Source organism: Pseudomonas sp. xss_4 (genome assembly GCF_043104125.1).
GTDB classification, from domain to species: Bacteria; Pseudomonadota; Gammaproteobacteria; order Pseudomonadales; family Pseudomonadaceae; genus Aquipseudomonas; species Aquipseudomonas parafulva_B.
Genome location: NZ_JBICKJ010000048.1, coordinates 1 through 21,398, shown reverse-complemented (window position 1 = coordinate 21,398; position 21,398 = coordinate 1). Strand labels below are relative to the sequence as shown.

Here is a 21,398-nt window from a genome sequence, read left to right as displayed (position 1 = left end):
AACCCATTTAGCTAAATCCGTGGTGTCCGGGACTTTCCATGCAGCCGTATCAGCGCGACTTCATCCGTTTTGCCATCGATCGCGGGGTCCTGCGTTTCGGTGAATTCACTCTCAAGTCCGGGCGTACCAGCCCGTACTTCTTCAACGCCGGCCTGTTCAACACAGGTTCGGCGCTGGCCGAGCTGGGGCGTTGCTACGCCGCCGCCATCGTTGACAGCAAGATCTCGTTCGACGTGCTGTTCGGCCCGGCCTACAAGGGTATTCCCCTGGCCGCGACCACTGCCGTCGCGCTGGCTGACCAGCATCGGCAAGACGTGCCCTGGTGCTTCAACCGCAAGGAAGCCAAGGACCACGGCGAAGGCGGCAGCCTGGTCGGTGCGCCCCTGGCAGGCGATGTGCTGATCATCGACGACGTGATCACTGCCGGTACCGCCATTCGCGAAGTCATGCAGATCATCAAGGCGCAGCAGGCCAACGCCGCTGGCGTGCTGATCGCATTGAATCGTGAAGAGCGTGGCAATGGTGAGCTCTCGGCCATCCAGGAGGTAGAGCGCGACTTCGGCATACCGGTGGTCAGTATCGTCTCGCTGACTCAGGTACTGGAGTTCCTGGCTGACGACCCGCAACTCAAGCAGCACCTGCCGGCGGTTGAGGCCTATCGGGCGCAGTACGGGATCTGACCCAGGGCCTGGAAGCGAAAAAGGCGACCTCGGTTTGAGGTCGCCTTTTTTTGTGTCGCCAGTTTGGCCCTGTTACCGGCTGCCGGCGACAGGGCCATGCAGGTCAGGAAAGCGACTTGTGGTTGGTGATCAAAGTACCTACGCCGCTGTCGGTGAAGATTTCCAGCAGCACCGCGTTCGGCACGCGGCCGTCGATGATGTGTGAGCTGTTCACGCCGCCTTGCACCGCATCCAGGGCGCATTTGATCTTCGGAAGCATGCCACCGTAGATGGTGCCGTCGGCGATCAGCTCGTTGACCTGCTCTGTGGTCAACCCGGTCAGGACCTGGCCCTGCTTGTCCATCAGTCCGGCGATGTTGGTCAGTAGCATCAGCTTCTCGGCCTGCAGCGCTTCGGCGACCTTGCCTGCTACCAGGTCGGCATTGATGTTGTAGGACTCGCCATTGATGCCGACGCCGATGGGGGCGATCACGGGAATGAAATCACCCTTGACCAGCATGTTCAGCAGGTCGGTGTTCACGCTCACCACTTCACCCACATGGCCGATGTCGATGATCTCGGCGGTGGTCATTTCCGGCGTCTGGCGGCTGACGGTGAGCTTGCGTGCACGGATCAGCTCCGCGTCCTTGCCGGTCAGGCCGATGGCGCTGCCGCCATGCCGGTTGATGAGGTTGACGATGTCCTTGTTGACCTGGCCGCCCAGTACCATTTCCACAACGTCCATGGTCGCCGAATCGGTCACGCGCATGCCGTCGATGAAATGGCTTTCGATGGAGAGACGCTTGAGCAGATCACCGATCTGCGGGCCGCCACCGTGCACCACCACCGGGTTGATGCCCACGGCCTTCATCAGCACGATGTCGCGGGCGAAGCCCGTCTTGAGCTCCTCGCTTTCCATCGCGTTGCCGCCGTACTTGATCACCAGCGTCTTGCCGACGAAGCGGCGAATGTAGGGCAAGGCTTCGGACAGCACTTCGGCTACGTGGGTGGCGGCATCGCGATCGAGGGTCATGCAGGGCTCCTGTGAGGGCCAGATAGTCGGTCAGAACGGCAGTTGCAGGTCAGGCTCTACCCGCAGCAACTGCGTGCGAAAAACATCCTTGATACGCTGCAACTCGGCCTCGCTGTCGGCCTCGAAACGCAGTACCAGAACCGGCGTGGTGTTGGAGGCACGCACCAGGCCCCAGCCCTGTGCATAGTCCACTCGCACACCGTCGATGGTGGTCAGGCGCGCGTCACCCCAATCGGCGTCGCGTTGCAGTGCATCAATGATGCTGAATTTACCTTCGTCGGTCACATCAATATTGAGTTCCGGCGTGGAAATATCGTTGGGGAACGCGGCGAACACGGTTTCGGCGCTCTGCTCGGTCTTGCTGAGGATTTCCAGCAGGCGCGCAGCGCTGTAGATGCCGTCGTCGAAACCGTACCAGCGCTCCTTGATGAAGATATGACCGCTCATCTCGCCTGCGAGCAAGGCGCCGGTCTGCTGCATCTTCTTCTTCATCAACGAATGACCGGTCTTCCACATCAGGGTACGACCGCCCAATCGTTCGATCAGGGGGATCAGGCGTCGGGTGCATTTGACGTCGAAGATGATTTCGGCGCCTGGGTTGCGAGCCAGGACATCCTGGGCAAACAGCATCAGCAAGCGGTCGGCGTAGATGATGCTGCCGGCCTCGGTTACCACACCGACGCGATCCGCGTCGCCGTCGAATGCCAGGCCGAGGTCCGCCCCCGTGCGCCTGACCGTGTCGATCAGCACCTGAAGGTTCTGCGCCTTGCTGGGGTCGGGGTGGTGGTTCGGGAAGTTGCCGTCCACTTCGCTGAACAGCGCAATCACCTCGCAGCCCAACGCTTCTATCAGTTGCGGTGCGATCACGCCAGCGACGCCATTGCCGCAGTCCACGACCACCTTGAGCTTTCTGGCCAGCCTCACGTCACTGACGATCCGCTGGAAATAGCGCTCCAGAATCGCTACCTGTTGCACATGCCCTGTGCCAAAGGTCAGGTCATTGGCCTGCAAGCGGCTCAGCAGCGCCTGGATCTGCTCGTTGGCCAGGGTGTCGCCGGCAATGACGATCTTGAAGCCGTTGTAGTCCGGGGGGTTGTGACTACCGGTGAGCATCACGCCCGACTTGCCGCCTAGTACGTGGGTGGCGTAGTACAGCGCCGGCGTGGGGACCAGACCGAGGTCGTTCACATGGCAGCCTGCCTCGACCAGGCCGCGGATCAGAGGCTCGACGAGCAGTGGGCCGGACAGGCGACCGTCGCGGCCCACGCTGACCTGGGGTTCGCCCATGGCCAGGCTCTGTGCGCCGACGGCGCGGCCTATCCAGTAGGCGGTATCGGCGTGCAGTGTCTTGCCGACGATGCCGCGGATGTCGTAAGCGCGAAAGATACCTGGCGGCAAGTGGGCGTAAACCGCCGGGGCCATGTCGTTCATCTGGAAAACCCCATCAGTCAGAAGCGCTCGGTTGCAGGCGCACGCAGAGCGCTTGGACGAAGGTTGCGGCCCGGAGTTCGCCATCCGTGGCGATTTCGCTCATGTCCGGTTCAACGGGTGCCGGAATGACCAAAGCCACCGGCGCCGCGCTGGCTCTGGTCGAACGACTCGACGATCTCGAACTGCGCCTGTACCACGGGCACGAGCACCAGCTGGGCGATACGCTCACCGACTGCGATGGTGAAGGTGGTGGTGCCGCGGTTCCAGCACGACACCATCAGCTCGCCCTGGTAATCCGAATCGATCAGCCCAACCAGGTTGCCCAGCACGATGCCATGCTTGTGGCCCAGGCCCGAGCGCGGCAGCACCAGTGCGGCAAGACCCGGGTCGCTGATATGGATGGACAGGCCTGTCGGAATCAGCACCGTCTGGCCGGGTTCGAGCACCGTGTCTTGCGCGAGCAGGGCGCGCAGGTCCAGGCCGGCAGAGCCCGGCGTGGCGTATTGCGGCAACGGAAATTCGGTACCCAGGCGTGGGTCGAGGATCTTGGCTTGTAATGCGTGCATGTAACTTATTGAACCTGGTTGAGCCGTTCGGCGATGAAGGCAACCAGCTGGCGGGCGATCTTGCCCTTGCTGGTCTGCGCGAAGAGGGTCTGGTGCTGCTGGCGATCGATCACGGTCAAGGCGTTCTCTTCACTGTTGAAGCCGATGCTGGGGTTGGCCACATCGTTGGCGACGATCAGGTCGAGGTTTTTATCCTTGAGCTTGCGCGTGGCGTAATCGAGCAAGTGTTCGGTCTCGGCGGCGAAGCCGACACTGAAAGGGCGGTCGGTGCGACCGGCCAGGGTGGCAAGAATATCGGGATTGCGCACCATCTGCAGCAGCATGCCATCGCCAGTCGTGGGATCTTTCTTCAGTTTTTGTGGCGCTATCACCTCTGGGCGGTAGTCCGCCACCGCCGCCGACGCGATGAACAGGTCGCATGGCATGGCCGCCTCACAGGCCGCCAGCATGTCCCGCGCGCTGACCACGTCGATACGGCTGACCCGGTCGGGGGTAGGCAGGTGCACAGGGCCGGTCACGAGGGTCACCCGAGCCCCGGCTTCGGCGGCCGCCTCGGCTAGGGCAAAGCCCATCTTCCCGGAGCTATGATTGGTGATGTAGCGCACCGGATCGATGTTCTCCTGGGTGGGGCCGGCGGTGATCAGCACGTGCTTGCCGGTCAATGCCTGGCGCTTGAAGCTCTCGGCGGCGCACCAAGCCAGGTCGGTGGCCTCGAGCATGCGGCCCAGGCCTACGTCGCCACAGGCCTGGCTGCCCGAGGCAGGGCCGAACACCTGAATGCCGCGGCTCCTGAGCACTTGGAGGTTGGCCTGGGTGGCAGCGTCACGCCACATGGCCTGGTTCATGGCCGGGGCGACGGCAACGGTGGCATCGGTGGCCAGTACCAGGGTCGTCAATAGGTCATCGGCCATGCCCTGGGCCAGGCGTGCCATGAGGTCGGCGGTGGCTGGAGCGATCAGTACCAGGTCAGCCCATTTGGCCAGCTCGATATGGCCCATGGCCGCCTCTGCTGCCGGGTCGAGGAGGTCCAGGTGCACCGGGTGGCCGGACAGCGCCTGCAAGGTCAGCGGCGTGATGAATTCAGCGCCACCGCGGGTCATGACGACACGCACCTGGGCGCCGTGCTCCAGGAGTCGGCGGATCAGTTCGGCGCTCTTGTAGGCGGCGATGCCACCACCGACGCCAAGAACGATGCGCTTGCGATACAGCCGCTGCATAGGGTTGCCTTTTTCCAGTGAAAGCGGGCGGCGACAGGAACTGCGTGCGGCAGAGCGTCGCATGTACGAGGGCAAATAGATTAACACAGGGCCGAAATGGGCCGCAGCAGGGGCAGGGCAGCGATGAACATCAGGGAATGGCCGGCTCAGGATCGGCCAAGGGAAAAGCTACTGCAGCGTGGGGCGGGGGTGCTGTCTGACGCCGAACTGCTGGCTGTGCTGCTGGGGTCAGGCGTTGCAGGGCGCAACGTGCTCGACCTGGCGCGTGGCCTGTTGGTGCGCTTTGGCGGCTTACGGCCGTTTCTCGAGGCCGATCGGCGGGCGGTCTTGCGCGAGCCTGGCATAGGGGAGGTCAAATACGCACAGCTGCAGGCATTGCTGGAAATCGGTCGCCGCTACCTCAATGAAGGGATCACCCGCGCAGCGGCGTTGGAGGAACCCCAGGCCGTAAGGCGCTACCTCAAGGCCATGCTGCGCCATGAACCCAGCGAGGTGTTCGGTTGCCTGTTTCTGGACACCAAACACCGACCGTTGGCGTTCGAGATCCTGTTCAGGGGTACTATCGACCGAGCCAGTGTCTATCCGCGGGAAGTGGTGCGGCGGGCATTGATGCACAACGCCGCGGCGCTGATCCTCTGTCACAACCACCCTTCGGGCAACAGCGAACCCAGCAAAGAAGATGTGCACCTGACCCTTTCGCTCAAGCGTGGGCTGGCCTTGATCGATGTACGCGTGCTGGATCACATCATCATTGGCGACGGGGAGCCGCTGTCCATGGTCGAGCACGGGTGGGTCGTAGCTTAGGGCACGCCACCGCGAGCGCGGCGCAGTTCAGGATGACCTGTCATGACCGGGGGTAAGGGTGGCGCCTTCCCCGATCACCGCAACGCTCAAGCGTACAAGGCCTACTTGGTCACGCTCACCTTGCTGAAGTCCAGCCGGCCGAACGGGTTGACCTGATAACCCTCGACACCCTGACGCAGCAGGGCCGCCGCCGTGGGATGCGCCAATGGCACCCATAGCGCCTGCTGCTGGATCAGGGTCTGCGCCTGCTGGTACAGCCGGCTGCGCACGCTCTGATCATTGGTGGTGCGACCGGCACTGATCAGCTGATCCAGTCGATTGTCACAGAACCGCGCGAAGTTGGTCCCGGACTTGACCGCTGCACAGGAGAACTGCGGGGTGAGGAAGTTATCCGGGTCGCCGTTGTCGCCTGCCCAGCCCATGAACAGCAGGTCATGCTCACCGGCCTTGGCGCGGCGGATGAGTTCGCCCCATTCGATCACCCGAATTTCAGCCTTGATGCCCACCTTGGCGAGATCAGCCTGCAGCATCTGCGCGCCCAGGCTGGGGTTGGGGTTGAGCAGGCTACCAGAAGGGCGTGTCCAGATCGTTGTGCTGAAGCCGTCCGCCAGACCGGCCTTGGCCAGCAGGGCCTTGGCTTTCTTCACATCCAGTGGGTAACCGGGCAGGTCCTTGGCATAGCTCCAGGTATTGGGCGGATACGGGCCATTGGCCGCAATCGCCGAGTCTTCGAAAACAGCCTTCACGTAGGCCTGTTTGTCGAAGGCCAGGTTGATGGCCTGGCGCACCTCTGGCTTGTCCAGTGGTGGGTGCTGGCTGTTGAGCGCGATGAATGCCGTCATGAACGCTGGCGTGCTGGCCACCTTGAGGCTGCTGTCCTGGCTGGCCTCGGCAATGTCCAGTGGCTTGGGCGACAGGGCTACCTGGCACTCGTTGCGCTTGAGTTTCTGCAGGCGCACGTTTGCATCGGTGGTGATGGCGAAGATCAGTGGGTCGACGGCTGGCTTGCCGGCAAAGTAGTCAGGGTTGGCGCGATAACGCACCACCGCGTCCTTCTGGAACCGCTGGAAGACGAATGGCCCGGTGCCGATGGGTTGGCTGTTGAGTTTCTCGGGCGTGCCTGCCTTGAGCAACTTGTCGGCATATTCGGCTGAATAGATCGAGGCAAAGCCCATGCTCAGGGTGGCCAGGAAGGTCGCATCCGGGTGGGTAAGGGTAAAGCGCACGGTATTGGGCGCCGGCGCGTCGATCGTCTTGATCAGGCTGCCCAGTTGCAGCGACTGGGCATGGGGGTAGCCGCCGGGCGCTGTCTTATGCCAGGCGTGAGCGGGGTAGAGCATGCGCTGGAAGCTGAACAATACGTCGTCGGCATTGAGCGTACGGCTGGGCTTGAAATAGGCAGTGGCATGGAATTTCACGTTGTCGCGCAGGGTGAAATCGTACACCAGGCCATCGGCCGACACCGTCCAGCTGGCGGCCAGGCTCGGCACCACCTTGCCTTTGCCTGCGTCGAATTCCACCAGGCGGTTCATCAGCACATCGGCCGTGGCATTGGTGGTGGTCAGCGAGTTGTACTGCACCACGTCGAAGCCTTCGGGGCTGGCTTCGCTGCAAACGCTCAGTGGCGCTGCCTGGGCTGCACCCACGGCAAGCAGGGAGGTGAACAATAAGGAAAGGGCGGCGGCACGCATGGTGGCTCCTTGGCTGTCAGTGGCCCATCTGCCAGTGCAGTCTGGAAAAGGCCTACCCTAGTGTGACTGCCAGAAAATGACCACACTCTTTTTTACAATATTGGCGACGAACGGTCGGCGCCTGATAGGGCCTTCGGTCATGCTGCTCGCGGCGGTTCGCCTCGGCTCGAATGTTGATCAGGTATTGTTGCAATCGAGTCTTTCTGGTATAAAGCAGCGCTCTTTTCTAGGGGCTCGGCCTGTCGCATCAGCGAATCCGGTCGATAAGACCTCCAGAATCACGGCGCCTCGGCGCCAAAGACTGAGAGATTAAGCGGCCAACCCATGCCGGGTTGGGCATGTGGTTTTAGAGGGCTGAGTCATGTCGAGAGTCTGTCAAGTTACTGGTAAGGGTCCAGTAACCGGGAACAACATTTCCCACGCAAACAACAAAACCCGTCGTCGTTTCCTGCCAAACCTGCAGCACCACCGTTTCTGGGTTGAATCCGAGAAGCGTTTCGTGCGTCTGCGCGTTTCCGCCAAAGGCATGCGCATCATCGACAAGCGCGGCATCGATGCCGTACTGGTTGACATCCGTAAAGCTGGCGCCAAGGTTTAAGGGAGAGCATCATGCGTGAATTGATCCGTCTGGTTTCGAGTGCCGGTACCGGCCACTTCTACACCACCGACAAGAACAAGCGCACCACCCCGGACAAAATCGAGATCAAGAAATACGATCCCGTTGTTCGCAAGCACGTGGTGTACAAGGAAGCCAAGATCAAGTAATTGATCGGCGACCTGAAAAAAACCCGCCTCTGAAGAGAGGCGGGTTTTTTTATGTCTGGCCGAAAGGGTCAGCTGGCCAGGGATCACTTCTGCTCGAACAATGCATAGATCTTGCGGCAAGGCTCCAGCACTTCCCATGTCCCTTTGAATCCGGCGGGTATGACGAACCGATCACCCGCACGCAGCGTCTTGCTGGCGCCCCGTTCGTCGCGCAGCACTGACACGCCCTGCACGATTTCGCAGTACTCATGCTCGGTGTAGTTGACCTCCCACTGGCCCACTTCCCCCTCCCAGACGCCAGCGGCAAACTGCCCGCAGGGGCTTGCATAGTGGTTGTACACGGCCTGGTCCGGCTCGCCTTTGAGCACTTTTTCGGCGGCGGGGCGATAGCGCTCGGCCTCGGTGATGGCCTGGGCGAAGTCGATGATACTGTCGATACTCATAAAGAGGCTCCTGCATGTTCAATAAAATTAACATCACTGGGCGTTTGAGCTGATAGTGTCAAATATATTGATAGTTTGAAAGCGCTGGTTTAGGGTATCGCATGCCTGTGTGCGCCTGCCGCACGCCCGGACCCCGACAACGCCTGCAAGTCCTCAGTGCAGCGTTGCACCTAAACAAGAGGAGGAGTTTCGTATGACCACCCTGACTCGTGCAGACTGGGAACAACGTGCCCAGCAACTGAAGATCGAAGGCCGCGCCTTCATCAACGGCGAATACACCGATGCCGCATCCGGTGAAACCTTCGAGTGCCTGAGCCCGGTCGACGGACGCTTCCTGGCCAAGGTTGCCAGCTGCGACCTGGCCGACGCCAACCGCGCGGTCGAAAACGCCCGCGCGACCTTCAACTCGGGCGTATGGTCACAGCTGGCCCCAGCCAAGCGCAAGGCCATCCTGATCCGCTTCGCCGACTTGCTGCGCAAGAACGTCGAAGAGCTGGCGCTGCTCGAAACACTGGACATGGGCAAACCGATCGGTGACTCCTCCAGCATCGATATCCCAGGCGCTGCCAATGCCATTCACTGGACAGCCGAAGCCATCGACAAGGTGTACGACGAAGTCGCTCCGACGCCGCACGATCAACTGGGCCTGGTCACACGCGAGCCAGTGGGCGTGGTGGGTGCCATCGTTCCCTGGAACTTCCCGCTGCTGATGGCGAGCTGGAAGTTGGGCCCAGCGTTGGCTACGGGCAACTCGGTCGTGCTCAAACCTTCCGAGAAGTCGCCGCTGACCGCTATTCGCATCGCTCAGTTGGCAGTGGAAGCCGGTATCCCAGCAGGTGTGCTGAACGTGCTGCCTGGCTATGGCCACACCGTGGGCAAGGCCCTGGCCCTGCACATGGATGTCGACACCCTGGTATTCACCGGTTCGACCAAGATCGCCAAGCAGCTGATGGTGTATGCAGGCGAGTCGAACATGAAGCGCATCTGGCTGGAAGCCGGTGGCAAGAGCCCGAACATCGTCTTCGCCGACGCGCCAGACCTTGAGGCCGCCGCCCAGGCTGCTGCCAGCGCCATCGCCTTCAACCAGGGTGAAGTGTGCACCGCAGGTTCGCGCTTGCTGGTGGAGCGCTCGATCAAGGACACCTTCCTGCCCATGGTGGTCGAGGCCCTCAAGGCCTGGAAGCCCGGCAACCCGCTGGACCCGCAGACCACCGTGGGTGCACTGGTCGATACCCAGCAGATGAATACCGTGTTGTCGTACATCGAGGCGGGTCACAAGGACGGCGCCAAGCTGCTGACCGGCGGCAAGCGGACGCTGGAAGATACCGGCGGCACCTACGTCGAGCCGACCATCTTCGACGGCGTGACCAATGCCATGAAAATCGCCCAGGAGGAAATCTTCGGCCCGGTACTGTCCGTGATTGCCTTCGACACGGCCGAGGAGGCGGTTGCCATCGCCAACGACACACCCTATGGGTTGGCGGCGGGCATCTGGACTTCGGACATTTCCAAGGCGCACAGGACGGCCCGTGCCGTACGCGCCGGCAGTGTCTGGGTCAACCAATATGATGGCGGCGACATGACCGCGCCATTCGGTGGCTTCAAGCAGTCGGGTAACGGCCGTGACAAGTCGCTGCACGCGCTGGAGAAGTACACCGAGCTCAAGGCCACCTGGATCAAGCTGTAAGCCCAGCGGCCCCTCGGCAGGTCGGCTTCCAAGGCCCTGGCACGCTTTCGCGAGCTGAGCCGGGACTGAGCAAGCTCGACTGCCAGGGGCCTGACATTCCAATACTGGCCGGGGCGGCGCATACCGTCCCGGCTTCGTCATTTCTGCCGTACAAGAATGCTGCCTGGGAGGCCGTCATGCGTTGGGGAACCTATTTTGCCGTGCTGGCATCGGTGCTGAGCGTCGGGCTCGCATTGGGTGTGAGCATGCCGTTGGTGTCCTTGCGTCTGGAAGCCTGGGGTTATGGCAGCTTCGCCATTGGCGTCATGGCCGCCATGCCTGCCCTGGGCGTGCTGGCCGGCGCCAGCCTGGCCAGCCGGCTTGCCGGGTGGGTGGGCGTGCCTGCGGCCATGCGCCTGTGCCTGTGGGGCGGGGCATTGTCCATTGGCCTGTTGGCCCTGCTGCCAAGCTATCCGCTTTGGCTGGTGCTGCGGCTGTTGATCGGCATGGCGTTGACCGTGGTGTTCGTGCTGGGTGAGAGCTGGATCAATCAACTGGTGGTCGAGCAGTGGCGCGGACGGCTGGTGGCTCTGTACGGGAGTAGCTATGCGCTGAGCCAACTGGCGGGTCCGTTGGTGCTGGGCATGCTGGGCTCGGATGACGACTTCGGCTTCTGGGCGGCGACCGGCCTGCTGCTGGTATCGCCCTTGCTGTTGCTGGGCCGCGGGGGCGCGCCCTCTACAGAGGCTTGCAACGTCACCTTTGCCGACCTGTTCGCCTTCTGCAGAAGGCTGCCCGTAATCGCCTGGGCCATTGCGTTGTTCGCTTCGTTCGAAGCCATGATCCTGACCCTGCTGCCGGTGTACTGCCTGCAACAGGGCCTGAGCACGGAAATCGCGTTGTTCATGGTCAGTACGGTGGTGGTCGGCGATGCGGTGCTGCAGTTGCCCATTGGCGCACTGGCGGACCATATGTCGCGGCGCGCGCTGTTCACCGGTTGCGCGCTGGCATTGTTGGGGTCGAGCCTTGCCATCCCCCTGCTGTTGCACACCTGGGCCATCTGGCCTGTGTGGGTATTGTTCGGCGCTAGCGCTGGGGGGTTGTTCACCTTGTCGCTGGTGTTGATCGGCGAGCGCTATCGAGACGATGCCCTGGTGCGGGCCAATGCCCACGTGGCCCAGCTGTGGGGCATCGGTTGCCTGCTTGGGCCGTTGCTGGCCGGCGCAGGCAGCCAGTGGATCAGTGGGCATGCCTTGCCGCTGCTGATGGCAGCAGGCGCCGCTGGGCTTGTGGTGCTGACCCGGCGGCGCGGAGCGTTCGAGCCAGCGGCTGCGTGACGGTGCAGCGCTAGAGCATCTTTTCCAGCCCGACCGCCTTGCTGATCCAGGCATTGAATCGTCGCCACAGGCTACCAGGCTCTGACGTGAGCACCCGCCGCTGCCCATCTTCCTCGGTCACCCAGACCAGCTTGCCGGCCACGAGCTCAGGCTGATAGCTCAGGGCCGGTGCCATGCCCTGCACCGCCAGTGCACGGGTGTATTCGGCAAGTTCGGGGCTGTCGACCAATACGCCGACTTCGGTGTTCCACAGCACCGAGCGTGGATCGAAATTGAACGAGCCAATGAACGTCTTGTGACGGTCGAACACGATCGCCTTGCTGTGGAGGCTGGAGTTGGAGCTGCCATGGAAACTCAGTTTGCCCGCGCTGGGATCTCCGGGCTGGCGGCGCACTTCATACAGCTTCACCCCGTGCTCCAGCAGCGCCTTGCGGTAAGGTGCATAACCGCCGTGTACGGCAGGCACATCGGTAGCCTCCAGTGAGTTGGTCAACAGCTTTACCGAAATACCCGCGTCGGCACTCTGGGTGAGGTAAAGCAGCCCCGGTTCGCCGGGTACGAAATAAGCGGAGACCAGAATCAGCTCGTGACGCACATCGCGCAGGTCAGGGCCGAGTTGTCGGGTCAGCAGTAGCTGTGGATCAGGCTCGTCATCGGCCAGCACCTTGCTGGGGGCGTCCCACAGCGCCTGGGCATGAGCCCAGATGAGTTCGTTGCGCCAGGTGTCCAGTCGCGGCTGGGATTGGTAGGCCATCAAGCGGTCGTACAAGACCTTGCGCCGGGTTCTGGCTTCGGCCAGCGAGACTTCCAGCCGATGGCGGCTGGTGCGCAGGTCGCTGGCATTGGGCTGGTGCCAGAGGAAATCGGTGATCGGGCGGCTCAGGGCGCTGTTCCAGTACTGATCGAAGCTGTGTCCCAACTGTTCTGCTATAGGGCCCACACCCAGCAGATCGATGTCGGTGAAGTTCAGGTTGGGCTCGGCATCGAAGTACTCGTCACCCAGGTTTCGCCCGCCGACGATGGCCATGCTGTTGTCCACCAGGAACAGCTTATTGTGCATGCGCCGGTGCTGACGCGACAGGTTGAGCAACCGGCCCATGGCGCGTGTGACCCCAGTGGCGCGCCCCAGGTGCAGGGGGTTGAACACACGGATCTGGATGTTCGAGTGAGCGGCGAGGGTGCCCATGATTGCATCCAGGCCGTCACTGGTGGTGTCGTCCAGCAGAATGCGCACGCGCACGCCCCGGTCGGCCGCCCGCAACAGCTCATGGACCAGGGCGCGGGTGCTGAGTCCGTCATGGACGATGTAGTACTGCACGTCGATGCTGGCCTGCGCATTGCGTATCAGCTCGGCGCGCGCCCGGAAAGCCTCGTTGCTGTTGGGGAGTAGGCGAAAGCCGGAACGGCCTTCATAAGGGGCTGCCTGGCGCAGCACCGAGCGGCCGAACGATGAGCCATCGGCGGGCAGGGCTTGACTGGTTTGGCGCGGCGTATCGACGCTGGCGCAGCCGCAGACGCCGAGCAGCAGCGTCAGCAGCAAGGGTAGGGCTCGCTGGAGTTTCAACGGTGGATCGTCCTGTGCAGCAGGGCTTTGGGATTGGACAGTGGAGGGCAACGCAAAGTTACGTCGCGATGATGTCCTCGTCCAGCAAGCGTTGGGCGGTCTCACCAACCTTGCGCACCGCCGCCTCGATTTGCGCAGTGGGCCTGGCGGCGAAGTTCATGCGCAGGCAGTGACGGAACTTGCCGGAAGCGGAAAAGATGCTGCCCACGGCCACTTGTACGCCTTGCTCCAACAAGGCGTGATTGAGCTGCAAGGTATCGAAATGTTCCGGCAATTCCACCCATAGCATGAAGCCGCCTTGCGGACGGCTTACGCGGGTGCCTTGCGGAAAATACCGGGTCACCCAGTCGCTCATCAATTCACGGCTGCGTTGGTACTGGCTGCGCATGCGCCGCACATGGGGTTGGTAATGCCCGTTGGCGATGAAGTCCGCCACCGCCAATTGAGGCTGACTGGCGGTGCTGCCCGTGCTGATGTACTTCATGTGCAGGACCCGCTCCAGGTAGCGCCCAGGCGCTACCCAACCGACACGCAGGCCAGGGGCAAGCGTCTTGGAAAATGAACTGCACAACAGCACGCGGCCTTGCGTATCGAATGACTTGACCGTCCGTGGCCGAGGGTAGGTATAGGCCAGGTCACCGTAGACATCGTCCTCGAGAATGGCTACGTCGTAGCGCTGTGCAAGGTTCAACAGGGCCTTTTTACGAGCCTCAGGCATGATGTAGCCCAGCGGGTTGTTGCAACTTGGGGTGATCTGGATGAGCTTGATCGGCCACTGCTCAAGGGCCAGTTCGAGCGCCTCGAGGCTGATGCCTGTCACCGGGTCTGTGGGGATCTCCAGCGCCTTCATGCCCAGGCCCTTGAGCGTCTGCATGGCGCCATGGAAGCTGGGCGAGTCCACCGCAACGATATCGCCAGGCTCGCACACGGCGCGGATGCTGCACGACAAAGCTTCGTGGCAGCCTGTCGTCACCACCAACTCAGAGGGCGAGAGCCTGCACCCAGAGTCCAGGGCCAGGCGTGCCACCTGTTCACGCAAGGCCAGGTTGCCGTGGATATTGTCGTAATACAGCCCGGGCATGTCCTGGCGACGGCTGAGCCTGGCGAGGCTGCGCAACAGCGGCTTGAGGGTAGGGCTCTCGATGTCCGGCATGCCCCGTCCAAGCTGTATCACACCCGGTTGCGGGGTACTGCGCACCAGCTCCAGAACCTGCTCCCATTGGGAAATGTCCACCGGGCGCTGGGCGGGCCGGCTGACCGCCGGCAAGGCCGGCAGGTGGCGATGGTCGCTCACGAAGTAGCCGGACTTTGGCCGTGGCGAGACCATGCCACTGTCTTCGAGCATGCGGTAGGCCTGCTGCACGGTGCTCAGGCTCACCCCGTGCTCCACGCTCAGTGCCCGCACCGATGGCAGCCGCTGGCCGGGCCGATAGAGGCCCTGTTCGATACGCGCGCCGAGTACCTCGGCAAGGTTCAGGTAGAGCGTCACGTCATACTCCTGGGCTGCGCCGGTCAACGCACCATACAGATTGGCAGAAAAGGCAGCATTCAGTTACCTGCAAGCCCGATCTGTATCCAAATAATAACGCTTTTTTGGATCTGTATTGTCAGGCCGTGCACCCGGCATGCTGTCCCCACATTGTCATCGAAAGGGAGACAGCAGCGATGGGAAGCTTGAGCGATGTGCGCATCGAACAGTCGGTAGGCGAAAAAGAAGCCCTGCAGCGAAGCAAAACCCACGCTGCGCCCCAGGCGTTGAGCCGCTGGCGGCTGATGTTGCGCCGCTGGCACACCCGCAGGGCGCTGTTACAGTTGAGCGACCATGAACTGCGCGATGTGGGTCTCAGCTGGCAAGAGGCGCGCTCAGAAGGCTGCAAGCCTTTCTGGAAGCCGTGACTGCTTTCACACCAGCTCCTTGAGCCTGTGCCACAGCATGCCCAAGGCCAGTAAAGGTGAGCGCAAGTGCTTGCCCCCTGGGAACGTCATGTGTGGCACCTTTGCAAACAAGTCGAAACGCCCGCTTTGCTGGCCGCTGATGGCTTCCCCGAGCAGACGGGCGGCCAGGTGAGTAGCGTTCAGCCCGTGGCCTGCGTAGGCCTGGGCGTAGTAAACGTTCGGCTGATCAGGCAGGCGGCCCACCTGGGGCAGGCGGTTGGCGCCGATCCCGATCATGCCGCCCCACTGGTAATCGATGCGTACGTCGGCCAGCTGAGGGAACACGCGCAGCATCTTGGGCCGCATGTAGGCGGCGATATCCTTTGGATCGCGCCCGGAATAATGGCAAGCGCCGCCGAACAGCAGCCGGTGATCTGCGCTCAGGCGGTAGTAGTCCAGCGCCACGCGCTGGTCGCACACGGCCATGTTCTGTGGCAACAGCGAGCGTGCACGCGCTTCACCCAGCGGCTCGGTGGCGATGAGGTAACTGCCGGCGGGCAATACCTTGCCGCCCAGCTCACCGTTCAAACCATTGAGGTAGGCGTTGCAGCACAGGACCAGCGTTTGCGCCCGGACCCGGCCCTGGGCGGTGTGTACCTGCACCTGCGGGCCATAGTCGATGCGGGTCACCTCGGACTGCTCGTGGAGTTTCACACCCAGGCGCGCGGCTGCCGCGGCTTCGCCCAACGCCAGGTTAAGGGGGTGCAAGTGGCCAGAGCCCATGTCCACCAGCCCGCCTGCATAGCGCTGCGAGCCCACCACATCGTGAATGTCATCCTTTGCGACCAGCCGCAGTTCGTGGGCGTAACCCAGGCTGCGTAAGTGTTCGGCCTCTTCGGCCAGGCCCGCCATTTGCGCCGGCTTGTTGGCCAGGTCGCAATAGCCCCAGGTCAAGTCGCAGGCGATGGCGTGCCGCGCTACACGATCGCGCACGATCTGCACGGCCTCCAGCCCCATCAGTTGCAAGTCGCGAACGCCCTGCTCGCCGATGACCGGCAGGAACTGCTCCAGACCATGGCCGACCCCGCGGATCAACTGCCCACCGTTGCGCCCACTGGCGCCCCAGCCGATCTTGCGCGCTTCGAGCAGGATCACCGAGAAGCCACGCTCGGCCAACTCCAGGGCCGTGTTCAAACCGGAGTAGCCACCACCGACGATGCACACATCGGCGGTGTGCTCGCCTTGCAGATAGGCATGATCAGGGTGAGGCGCGCTGCTGGCGGCGTAGTAAGAAGCGGCATGCTGCGCGCTGTGGATCATTGGACGAGTCCTAGTGCGTGGGCTGGAACGGGAGAATAAGCCGCAGGCCCAGGGCGGGCAACCGGCCTATAATGGGCGGACCTTTTCAACCTGTGCCTCGTCATGTCCTGCGACCGCCACAAGATCCACTTCCTGCGCGAACTCATCCCTTCGTTCGAATGCGAGCCTGGCTGCCATGACTGCTGCGGGCCGGTTACCACCTCGGCGCAAGAGATGGCTCGGCTGCCGCGCAAATCCCAGGCCGAACAGGACGCTGCCCTTGAGCGCCTGGACTGCGTGCATCTGGGGCCCCAGGGCTGCACGGTATATGAAGAGCGGCCACTGATCTGTCGCTTGTTCGGTACCACCCCACGACTGGCCTGCCCGCGTGGTCGTGGGCCCGAACCCATGATCGACCCTGCGGCCGAGCAACTGGTGCACCAGTTCATTGCCACCACCCGGCAAGTGCTGGTCTAGGCGTTTGCGGTAGGGCCCGGCGTCAGTCCGGGATCGGCAGGCAGAGACTTTCCTTCACCTCCTCCATCACGATGTAGCTTTTGGACTCACGCACGTGGGGCAGCTTGAGCAGGATGTCGCCAAGCAGCTTGCGATACGAAGCCATTTCCGAAATGCGCGCCTTGACCAGGTAGTCGAAGTCGCCGGAAACCAGGTGGCATTCGAGCACGTGCGGCAGCTTCAGGACTGCCCGGCGAAACTCCTCGAAGGTATCGCCAGACTTGTAGTCCAGGCTGATTTCCACGAAGACCAGCAGGCTGCCCTTGAGGTGCTGTGGGTTCAGGCGGGCGTTATAGCCCATGATGATGCCTTCACGTTCCAGCCGGCGCACGCGCTCGGTGCACGGCGTGGTGGAGAGGCCGACCTTCTCGCCCAGTTCGGTGAAGGAGATACGCCCGTCGCTCTGCAGGATGCGCAGGATGTTCCGGTCGATCTTGTCCAGCTCACGCTTACTTTGATGCTGGGTTCTCATAGGGGATGCCCCTCCGTAAAGGCCATTGTGCCGAGAATTCTCGCCAATAATAGGCTTTTATATAGTGAATTGCACTGCTCTCGAATTCCTATACTTCGCCCATCAATGGCAGTCCAACAACACACCGCGGCAGGCCGCGAGGGGAAAGAAACGATGCGAGTTCTGGTACTTGGTAGCGGCGTGATCGGAACCGCCAGTGCCTATTACCTGGCCCGGCAAGGGCTCGAAGTGACGGTGGTGGACCGCCAGCCAGCGGTGGCCATGGAAACCAGCTTTGCCAACGCCGGCCAGATCTCGCCTGGCTATGCCTCGCCGTGGGCGGCGCCGGGGGTGCCTCTGAAAGCCGTTAAATGGCTGCTCGAGCGCCACGCTCCGCTTGCCATCAAGCTGACCGGTGACGTAGACCAGTACCTGTGGATGGCCCAGATGCTGCGCAACTGCACGGCCAACCGCTATGCCGTGAACAAGGAGCGCATGGTGCGGTTGTCCGAATACAGTCGCGACTGCCTCGACGAACTGCGCGCCGAAACCGGAATCGCGTACGAGAACCGTAGCCTGGGCACCACCCAGCTGTTCCGTACCCAGGCCCAGGTCGATGCAGCTGCCAAGGATATCGCCGTGCTTGAGCAATCAGGCGTGCCTTATGAATTGCTCGACCGCGATGGCATCGCCCGCGTCGAACCTGCCCTGGCCAGTGTGAAGGGCATTCTCGCCGGCGCCCTGCGCCTACCCAACGACCAGACCGGCGATTGCCAGTTGTTCACCACCAAACTGGCAGAAATGGCCCGCAACCTGGGCGTGGAGTTCCGCTTCGGGCAGGACATCCAGCGCCTGGATCATGCAGGTGACCGCATCAACGGTGTCTGGATCGATGGCAAGCTCGAAACCGCCGACCGCTACGTGCTGGCATTGGGCAGCTATTCGCCGCAGATGCTCAAGCCCCTGGGCATCAAGGCGCCGGTCTATCCGTTGAAGGGCTACTCCCTTACCGTACCCATCACCAACGGTGACATGGCGCCTGCCTCCACCATCCTCGACGAAACCTACAAGGTCGCCATCACCCGTTTCGACAACCGTATCCGTGTTGGAGGCATGGCTGAGATCGCCGGCTTCGACCTGTCGCTCAACCCCCGTCGACGCGAAACGCTGGAGATGATCGTCAACGACCTCTATCCTCGCGGCGGTGATTTGAGCCAGGCCAGTTTCTGGACTGGGCTGCGTCCCGCGACGCCAGACGGTACCCCCATCGTGGGTGCAACCGCCTTCCGTAACCTGTTCCTCAATACAGGTCACGGCACGCTGGGCTGGACCATGGCCTGTGGCTCGGGTCGTCTGCTGGCTGACCTGATCGCGCGCAAGAAACCGCAGATCAGTGCAGAGGGGCTGGACATCTCGCGCTATGGCAGTAGCCGCGAAGTGGCCCGTCACGGGCATGGTTCGCCCGCTCATCAGCAGTAAGCCGTCCATTGGGGTATTCGCCGGTGACCTGCGAATGCCCCAGCTTCGATTTCAACCCGTATGACTTATAAGGCAGCCGCATGCGCCCCGCCCGTGCCCTGATCGACCTCCAGGCCCTGCGCCACAATTACCGTCTCGCCCGCGAACTGACCGGTGCCAAGGCGCTTGCCGTGATCAAGGCCGACGCCTACGGCCATGGTGCTGTGCGCTGCGCGTTGGCGCTCGAGCCCGAAGCGGACGGGTTTGCCGTGGCCTGCATCGAGGAGGCGCTGGAGCTGCGTGCGGCCGGCATCAGGGGCCCGGTCCTGCTGCTGGAGGGCTTCTTCGAGGCAAGTGAGCTGCCGTTGATCGTCGAACATGACCTGTGGTGCGTCGTGCATTCGGCCTGGCAATTGGAGGCCATCGAGAAAAGCCCGCTGGCCAGCCCGCTCACCGTCTGGCTCAAGCTCGATACCGGCATGCACCGTGTAGGGCTGCATCCCAAGGACTATCGCGATGCCTATGAGCGCCTGCTGGCCTGCGGCAAGGTAGGGCGCATTGTGCTCATGAGCCATTTCGCCCGTGCCGATGAGCTGGGTGCGCAGGCCACGGCCGAGCAGATTGCCGTTTTCGAAACCGCACGCCAGGGCTTGGCAGCAGAATGCAGCCTGCGCAACTCTCCAGCCGTGCTGGGTTGGCCCCAGGCAGCCGGTGATTGGGTGCGCCCAGGGCTGATGCTCTATGGCGCAACGCCGTTCGATATGCCCCAAGCTCAGGCCCAACGCCTGCAGCCGGTCATGACACTGCAGTCGCGGGTCATCAGTGTGCGGGAGCTGCCGGCCGGCGAGCCGGTGGGTTACGGCGCCACGTTCGTCAGCACGCGGCCCACCCGTGTAGGCGTGGTCGCCATGGGCTACGCCGACGGTTACCCTCGCCAGGCGCCCAACGGTACGCCGGTCATCGTTGCTGGCAGCCGGGCCCCGCTCATCGGTCGCGTGTCGATGGACATGCTGAGCATCGACCTGACCGACGTGCCGCAGGCGACCGTCGGCAGCCCAGTCGAACTATGGGGCAAGCAGGTCCATGCCGCTGAGGTGGCGAGCCAGGCCGGTACCATTCCTTACCAGATCTTCTGCAATCTCAAGCGGGTGCCCCGGGAATACATTGGGGACTAGGGCGTCAGGCGGGTGGTGTGTTGTAAATACTGAACGGCGTTGCCATGATATCGTTCACATCCACCCGCATACCCGTCTCAGGAGGCTCCAGCTTTGGACGTCGGCGAACGACTGCAAGCCATCCGCACGCTCAAGGGCCTGTCCCAGCGTGAACTCGCCAAGCGCGCAGGGGTTACCAACAGCACCATCTCGATGATCGAGAAAAACAGTGTGAGCCCGTCGATCAGTTCGCTGCGCAAGGTGCTGAGCGGCATTCCCATGTCCATGGTCGAGTTCTTTTCCGTGGAGCTCGAACCCGAGAGCCCTGCGCAGATCGTCTACAAAGCCCACGAACTGATCGACATCTCCGATGGTGCGGTGACCATGAAGCTGGTTGGCAAATCGCACCGCAACCGTGCCATCGCTTTTCTGACCGAGGTGTACCCGCCCGGCGCCGACACCGGTGCCGAAATGCTGACCCATGATGGCGAAGAGACTGGCATTCTGCTTGAAGGCCGCCTGGAATTGGTGGTCGGTACCGAGCTGTTCATTCTCGAAGCAGGCGACAGCTATTACTTCGAAAGCACCCGCCCGCACCGTTTTCGCAACCCGTTCGAACAGCCAGCACGCTTGATCAGCGCCGCCACCCCCTCGAACTTTTGATCCAGCGCAGTGCATTGACGCGTCAATACCCCTTTCCTGTGTAGGGTCGTTTCCCGGCTTCGGGCTTGCCGTTATACTTTTCGGCGCTCGAGGATCCGTGGCCGCGAGCATGATTAGCCACCATGAGGGTGTTCGCGTGAATCAAGTCAAGAAGATGCTGGCCATCCCGGCCGCCGTACTGGCCCTGTGGGCAATTACCGCTACCGCTGCGACCAATGACGATATCGCCAAGCGCCTGGAACCGGTCGGTAAGGTGTGTATCCAGGGCCAGGAATGCAAGGGCATGGCCGTGACCGCCAGCGCTGGCGCCGGGTCTGCCAGAACGCCCGACGACATCATCGCCAAGCATTGCACGGCCTGCCATGGCACGGGCCTGCTCGGCGCGCCGAAAGTGGGCGACAGCGCAGCCTGGAAGGAGCGTGCCGACCACCAGGGTGGGTTGGATGGCATCCTGGCCAAGGCCATCACGGGCATCAACGCCATGCCGCCCAAGGGCACCTGCGCGGATTGTTCGGATGATGAGCTAAAGGCCGCTATTGAGAAGATGTCTGGCCTGTAAGTTACTGCAATGTGCTGCGTAGCAGTCCCAGTATTCTAGCTTCGCATCTTGCCTTGCCGGGGCCGCTTCGCGGCCCATCGCGGCGCGAGGCCGCTCCCACACGGGGGGCGCTGGCCCTTAGAGGCGGTGAAAGGCAGTTGCTCCTGCAATCGCGCTACTTCAGCCATCCCACGATCACAGGAGCGGCCTCGTGCCGCGATGGGCTGCGCAGCAGCCCCGGAGATGTGAGCACTATCGCTAATTGCCG

The 21,398-nt window shown here is 62.5% G+C and carries 22 protein-coding genes; 12 read left to right on the top strand and 10 right to left on the bottom strand.

The window, feature by feature from the left end; all coding sequences use genetic code 11:
- Positions 1-38: 38 nt before the first annotated feature.
- Complete coding sequence (gene pyrE, locus ACF8GB_RS09435; RefSeq protein WP_058602773.1) at positions 39-680, top strand: orotate phosphoribosyltransferase; 642 nt, start codon at positions 39-41, stop codon at positions 678-680.
- A gap of 103 nt (positions 681-783) precedes the next feature.
- On the opposite strand, the gene argB is transcribed toward pyrE, so the two are convergent.
- The 4 genes from argB to coaBC form a co-directional block, all read right to left on the bottom strand.
- On the bottom strand, positions 784-1,692 hold the full coding sequence (argB, locus tag ACF8GB_RS09430; protein ID WP_023532327.1) for an acetylglutamate kinase: 909 nt from the start codon (positions 1,690-1,692) through the stop codon (positions 784-786).
- A gap of 30 nt (positions 1,693-1,722) precedes the next feature.
- Entirely contained in the window at positions 1,723-3,114 is a 1,392-nt protein-coding gene (locus ACF8GB_RS09425; protein ID WP_392526942.1) for a phosphomannomutase/phosphoglucomutase, read from the bottom strand.
- 119 nt (positions 3,115-3,233) lie between these two features.
- Positions 3,234-3,689, bottom strand: coding sequence for a dUTP diphosphatase (gene dut, locus ACF8GB_RS09420; protein WP_058638836.1), 456 nt, complete (start codon positions 3,687-3,689; stop codon positions 3,234-3,236).
- Positions 3,690-3,694: 5 nt separating this feature from the next.
- Positions 3,695-4,906, bottom strand: coding sequence for a bifunctional phosphopantothenoylcysteine decarboxylase/phosphopantothenate--cysteine ligase CoaBC (gene coaBC / locus ACF8GB_RS09415; protein WP_023532606.1), 1,212 nt, complete (start codon positions 4,904-4,906; stop codon positions 3,695-3,697).
- Positions 4,907-5,029: 123 nt separating this feature from the next.
- On the opposite strand from coaBC, the gene radC reads away from it, so the two are divergent.
- Positions 5,030-5,710 (top strand): DNA repair protein RadC, encoded by a 681-nt coding sequence (gene radC, locus ACF8GB_RS09410; protein WP_392526912.1) that lies wholly within the window; start codon positions 5,030-5,032, stop codon positions 5,708-5,710.
- Positions 5,711-5,811: 101 nt separating this feature from the next.
- Here the strand turns inward: radC and ACF8GB_RS09405 are convergent, their stop codons facing one another.
- The gene (locus ACF8GB_RS09405) at positions 5,812-7,401 is read right to left on the bottom strand and encodes an ABC transporter substrate-binding protein (protein ID WP_392526911.1); all 1,590 of its coding nucleotides are present in this window, start codon (positions 7,399-7,401) and stop codon (positions 5,812-5,814) included.
- A gap of 361 nt (positions 7,402-7,762) precedes the next feature.
- On the opposite strand from ACF8GB_RS09405, the gene rpmB reads away from it, so the two are divergent.
- On the top strand, positions 7,763-7,999 hold the full coding sequence (gene rpmB, locus ACF8GB_RS09400) for a 50S ribosomal protein L28 (RefSeq protein ID WP_003253504.1): 237 nt from the start codon (positions 7,763-7,765) through the stop codon (positions 7,997-7,999).
- An 11-nt stretch (positions 8,000-8,010) separates the two neighbouring features.
- Positions 8,011-8,166 (top strand): 50S ribosomal protein L33, encoded by a 156-nt coding sequence (rpmG, locus tag ACF8GB_RS09395; protein WP_003253507.1) that lies wholly within the window; start codon positions 8,011-8,013, stop codon positions 8,164-8,166.
- Between the two features lie 83 nt (positions 8,167-8,249).
- Here the strand turns inward: rpmG and ACF8GB_RS09390 are convergent, their stop codons facing one another.
- On the bottom strand, positions 8,250-8,609 hold the full coding sequence (locus ACF8GB_RS09390; RefSeq protein ID WP_392526910.1) for a cupin domain-containing protein: 360 nt from the start codon (positions 8,607-8,609) through the stop codon (positions 8,250-8,252).
- A 193-nt stretch (positions 8,610-8,802) separates the two neighbouring features.
- Between ACF8GB_RS09390 and ACF8GB_RS09385 the strand changes: the two genes are divergently transcribed.
- Together ACF8GB_RS09385 and ACF8GB_RS09380 are read left to right on the top strand one after the other, a co-directional pair.
- Complete coding sequence (locus ACF8GB_RS09385; protein WP_078479347.1) at positions 8,803-10,296, top strand: aldehyde dehydrogenase; 1,494 nt, start codon at positions 8,803-8,805, stop codon at positions 10,294-10,296.
- Between the two features lie 176 nt (positions 10,297-10,472).
- Entirely contained in the window at positions 10,473-11,612 is a 1,140-nt protein-coding gene (locus tag ACF8GB_RS09380; protein ID WP_058638839.1) for an MFS transporter, read from the top strand.
- A 10-nt stretch (positions 11,613-11,622) separates the two neighbouring features.
- Here the strand turns inward: ACF8GB_RS09380 and ACF8GB_RS09375 are convergent, their stop codons facing one another.
- Both ACF8GB_RS09375 and ACF8GB_RS09370 read right to left on the bottom strand, forming a co-directional pair.
- Complete coding sequence (locus ACF8GB_RS09375) at positions 11,623-13,176, bottom strand: phospholipase D family protein (protein WP_392526909.1); 1,554 nt, start codon at positions 13,174-13,176, stop codon at positions 11,623-11,625.
- Positions 13,177-13,234: 58 nt separating this feature from the next.
- Complete coding sequence (locus ACF8GB_RS09370; protein ID WP_058638841.1) at positions 13,235-14,665, bottom strand: PLP-dependent aminotransferase family protein; 1,431 nt, start codon at positions 14,663-14,665, stop codon at positions 13,235-13,237.
- A gap of 176 nt (positions 14,666-14,841) precedes the next feature.
- Here ACF8GB_RS09370 and ACF8GB_RS09365 point away from each other — a divergent pair, with 176 nt between their 5' ends.
- Positions 14,842-15,072, top strand: a complete 231-nt coding sequence (locus ACF8GB_RS09365) for a DUF1127 domain-containing protein (protein ID WP_078479345.1) — start codon at positions 14,842-14,844, stop codon at positions 15,070-15,072.
- Between the two features lie 6 nt (positions 15,073-15,078).
- Here ACF8GB_RS09365 and ACF8GB_RS09360 read toward each other — a convergent pair whose 3' ends face one another.
- Positions 15,079-16,371 carry an FAD-binding oxidoreductase gene (locus ACF8GB_RS09360; RefSeq protein WP_058638843.1) on the bottom strand — a complete coding sequence of 431 codons (1,293 nt, stop codon included), beginning with the start codon at positions 16,369-16,371 and terminating at the stop codon, positions 15,079-15,081.
- Positions 16,372-16,473: 102 nt separating this feature from the next.
- Here ACF8GB_RS09360 and ACF8GB_RS09355 point away from each other — a divergent pair, with 102 nt between their 5' ends.
- The gene (locus tag ACF8GB_RS09355; protein ID WP_023532519.1) at positions 16,474-16,827 is read left to right on the top strand and encodes a YkgJ family cysteine cluster protein; all 354 of its coding nucleotides are present in this window, start codon (positions 16,474-16,476) and stop codon (positions 16,825-16,827) included.
- Positions 16,828-16,849: 22 nt separating this feature from the next.
- On the opposite strand, the gene dadR is transcribed toward ACF8GB_RS09355, so the two are convergent.
- Entirely contained in the window at positions 16,850-17,338 is a 489-nt protein-coding gene (gene dadR / locus ACF8GB_RS09350) for a transcriptional regulator DadR (RefSeq protein ID WP_039581953.1), read from the bottom strand.
- 153 nt (positions 17,339-17,491) lie between these two features.
- Here dadR and dadA point away from each other — a divergent pair, with 153 nt between their 5' ends.
- The 4 genes from dadA to ACF8GB_RS09330 all read left to right on the top strand — a co-directional run bounded on the left by dadA (position 17,492) and on the right by ACF8GB_RS09330 (position 21,151).
- Entirely contained in the window at positions 17,492-18,796 is a 1,305-nt protein-coding gene (dadA, locus tag ACF8GB_RS09345) for a D-amino acid dehydrogenase (protein ID WP_196124599.1), read from the top strand.
- 80 nt (positions 18,797-18,876) lie between these two features.
- Entirely contained in the window at positions 18,877-19,950 is a 1,074-nt protein-coding gene (gene alr / locus ACF8GB_RS09340) for an alanine racemase (protein WP_058638844.1), read from the top strand.
- Positions 19,951-20,043: 93 nt separating this feature from the next.
- Complete coding sequence (locus ACF8GB_RS09335; protein WP_023532512.1) at positions 20,044-20,592, top strand: cupin domain-containing protein; 549 nt, start codon at positions 20,044-20,046, stop codon at positions 20,590-20,592.
- Positions 20,593-20,701: 109 nt separating this feature from the next.
- Positions 20,702-21,151, top strand: coding sequence for a cytochrome c5 family protein (locus ACF8GB_RS09330; RefSeq protein ID WP_228385158.1), 450 nt, complete (start codon positions 20,702-20,704; stop codon positions 21,149-21,151).
- Positions 21,152-21,398: the final 247 nt, after the last annotated feature.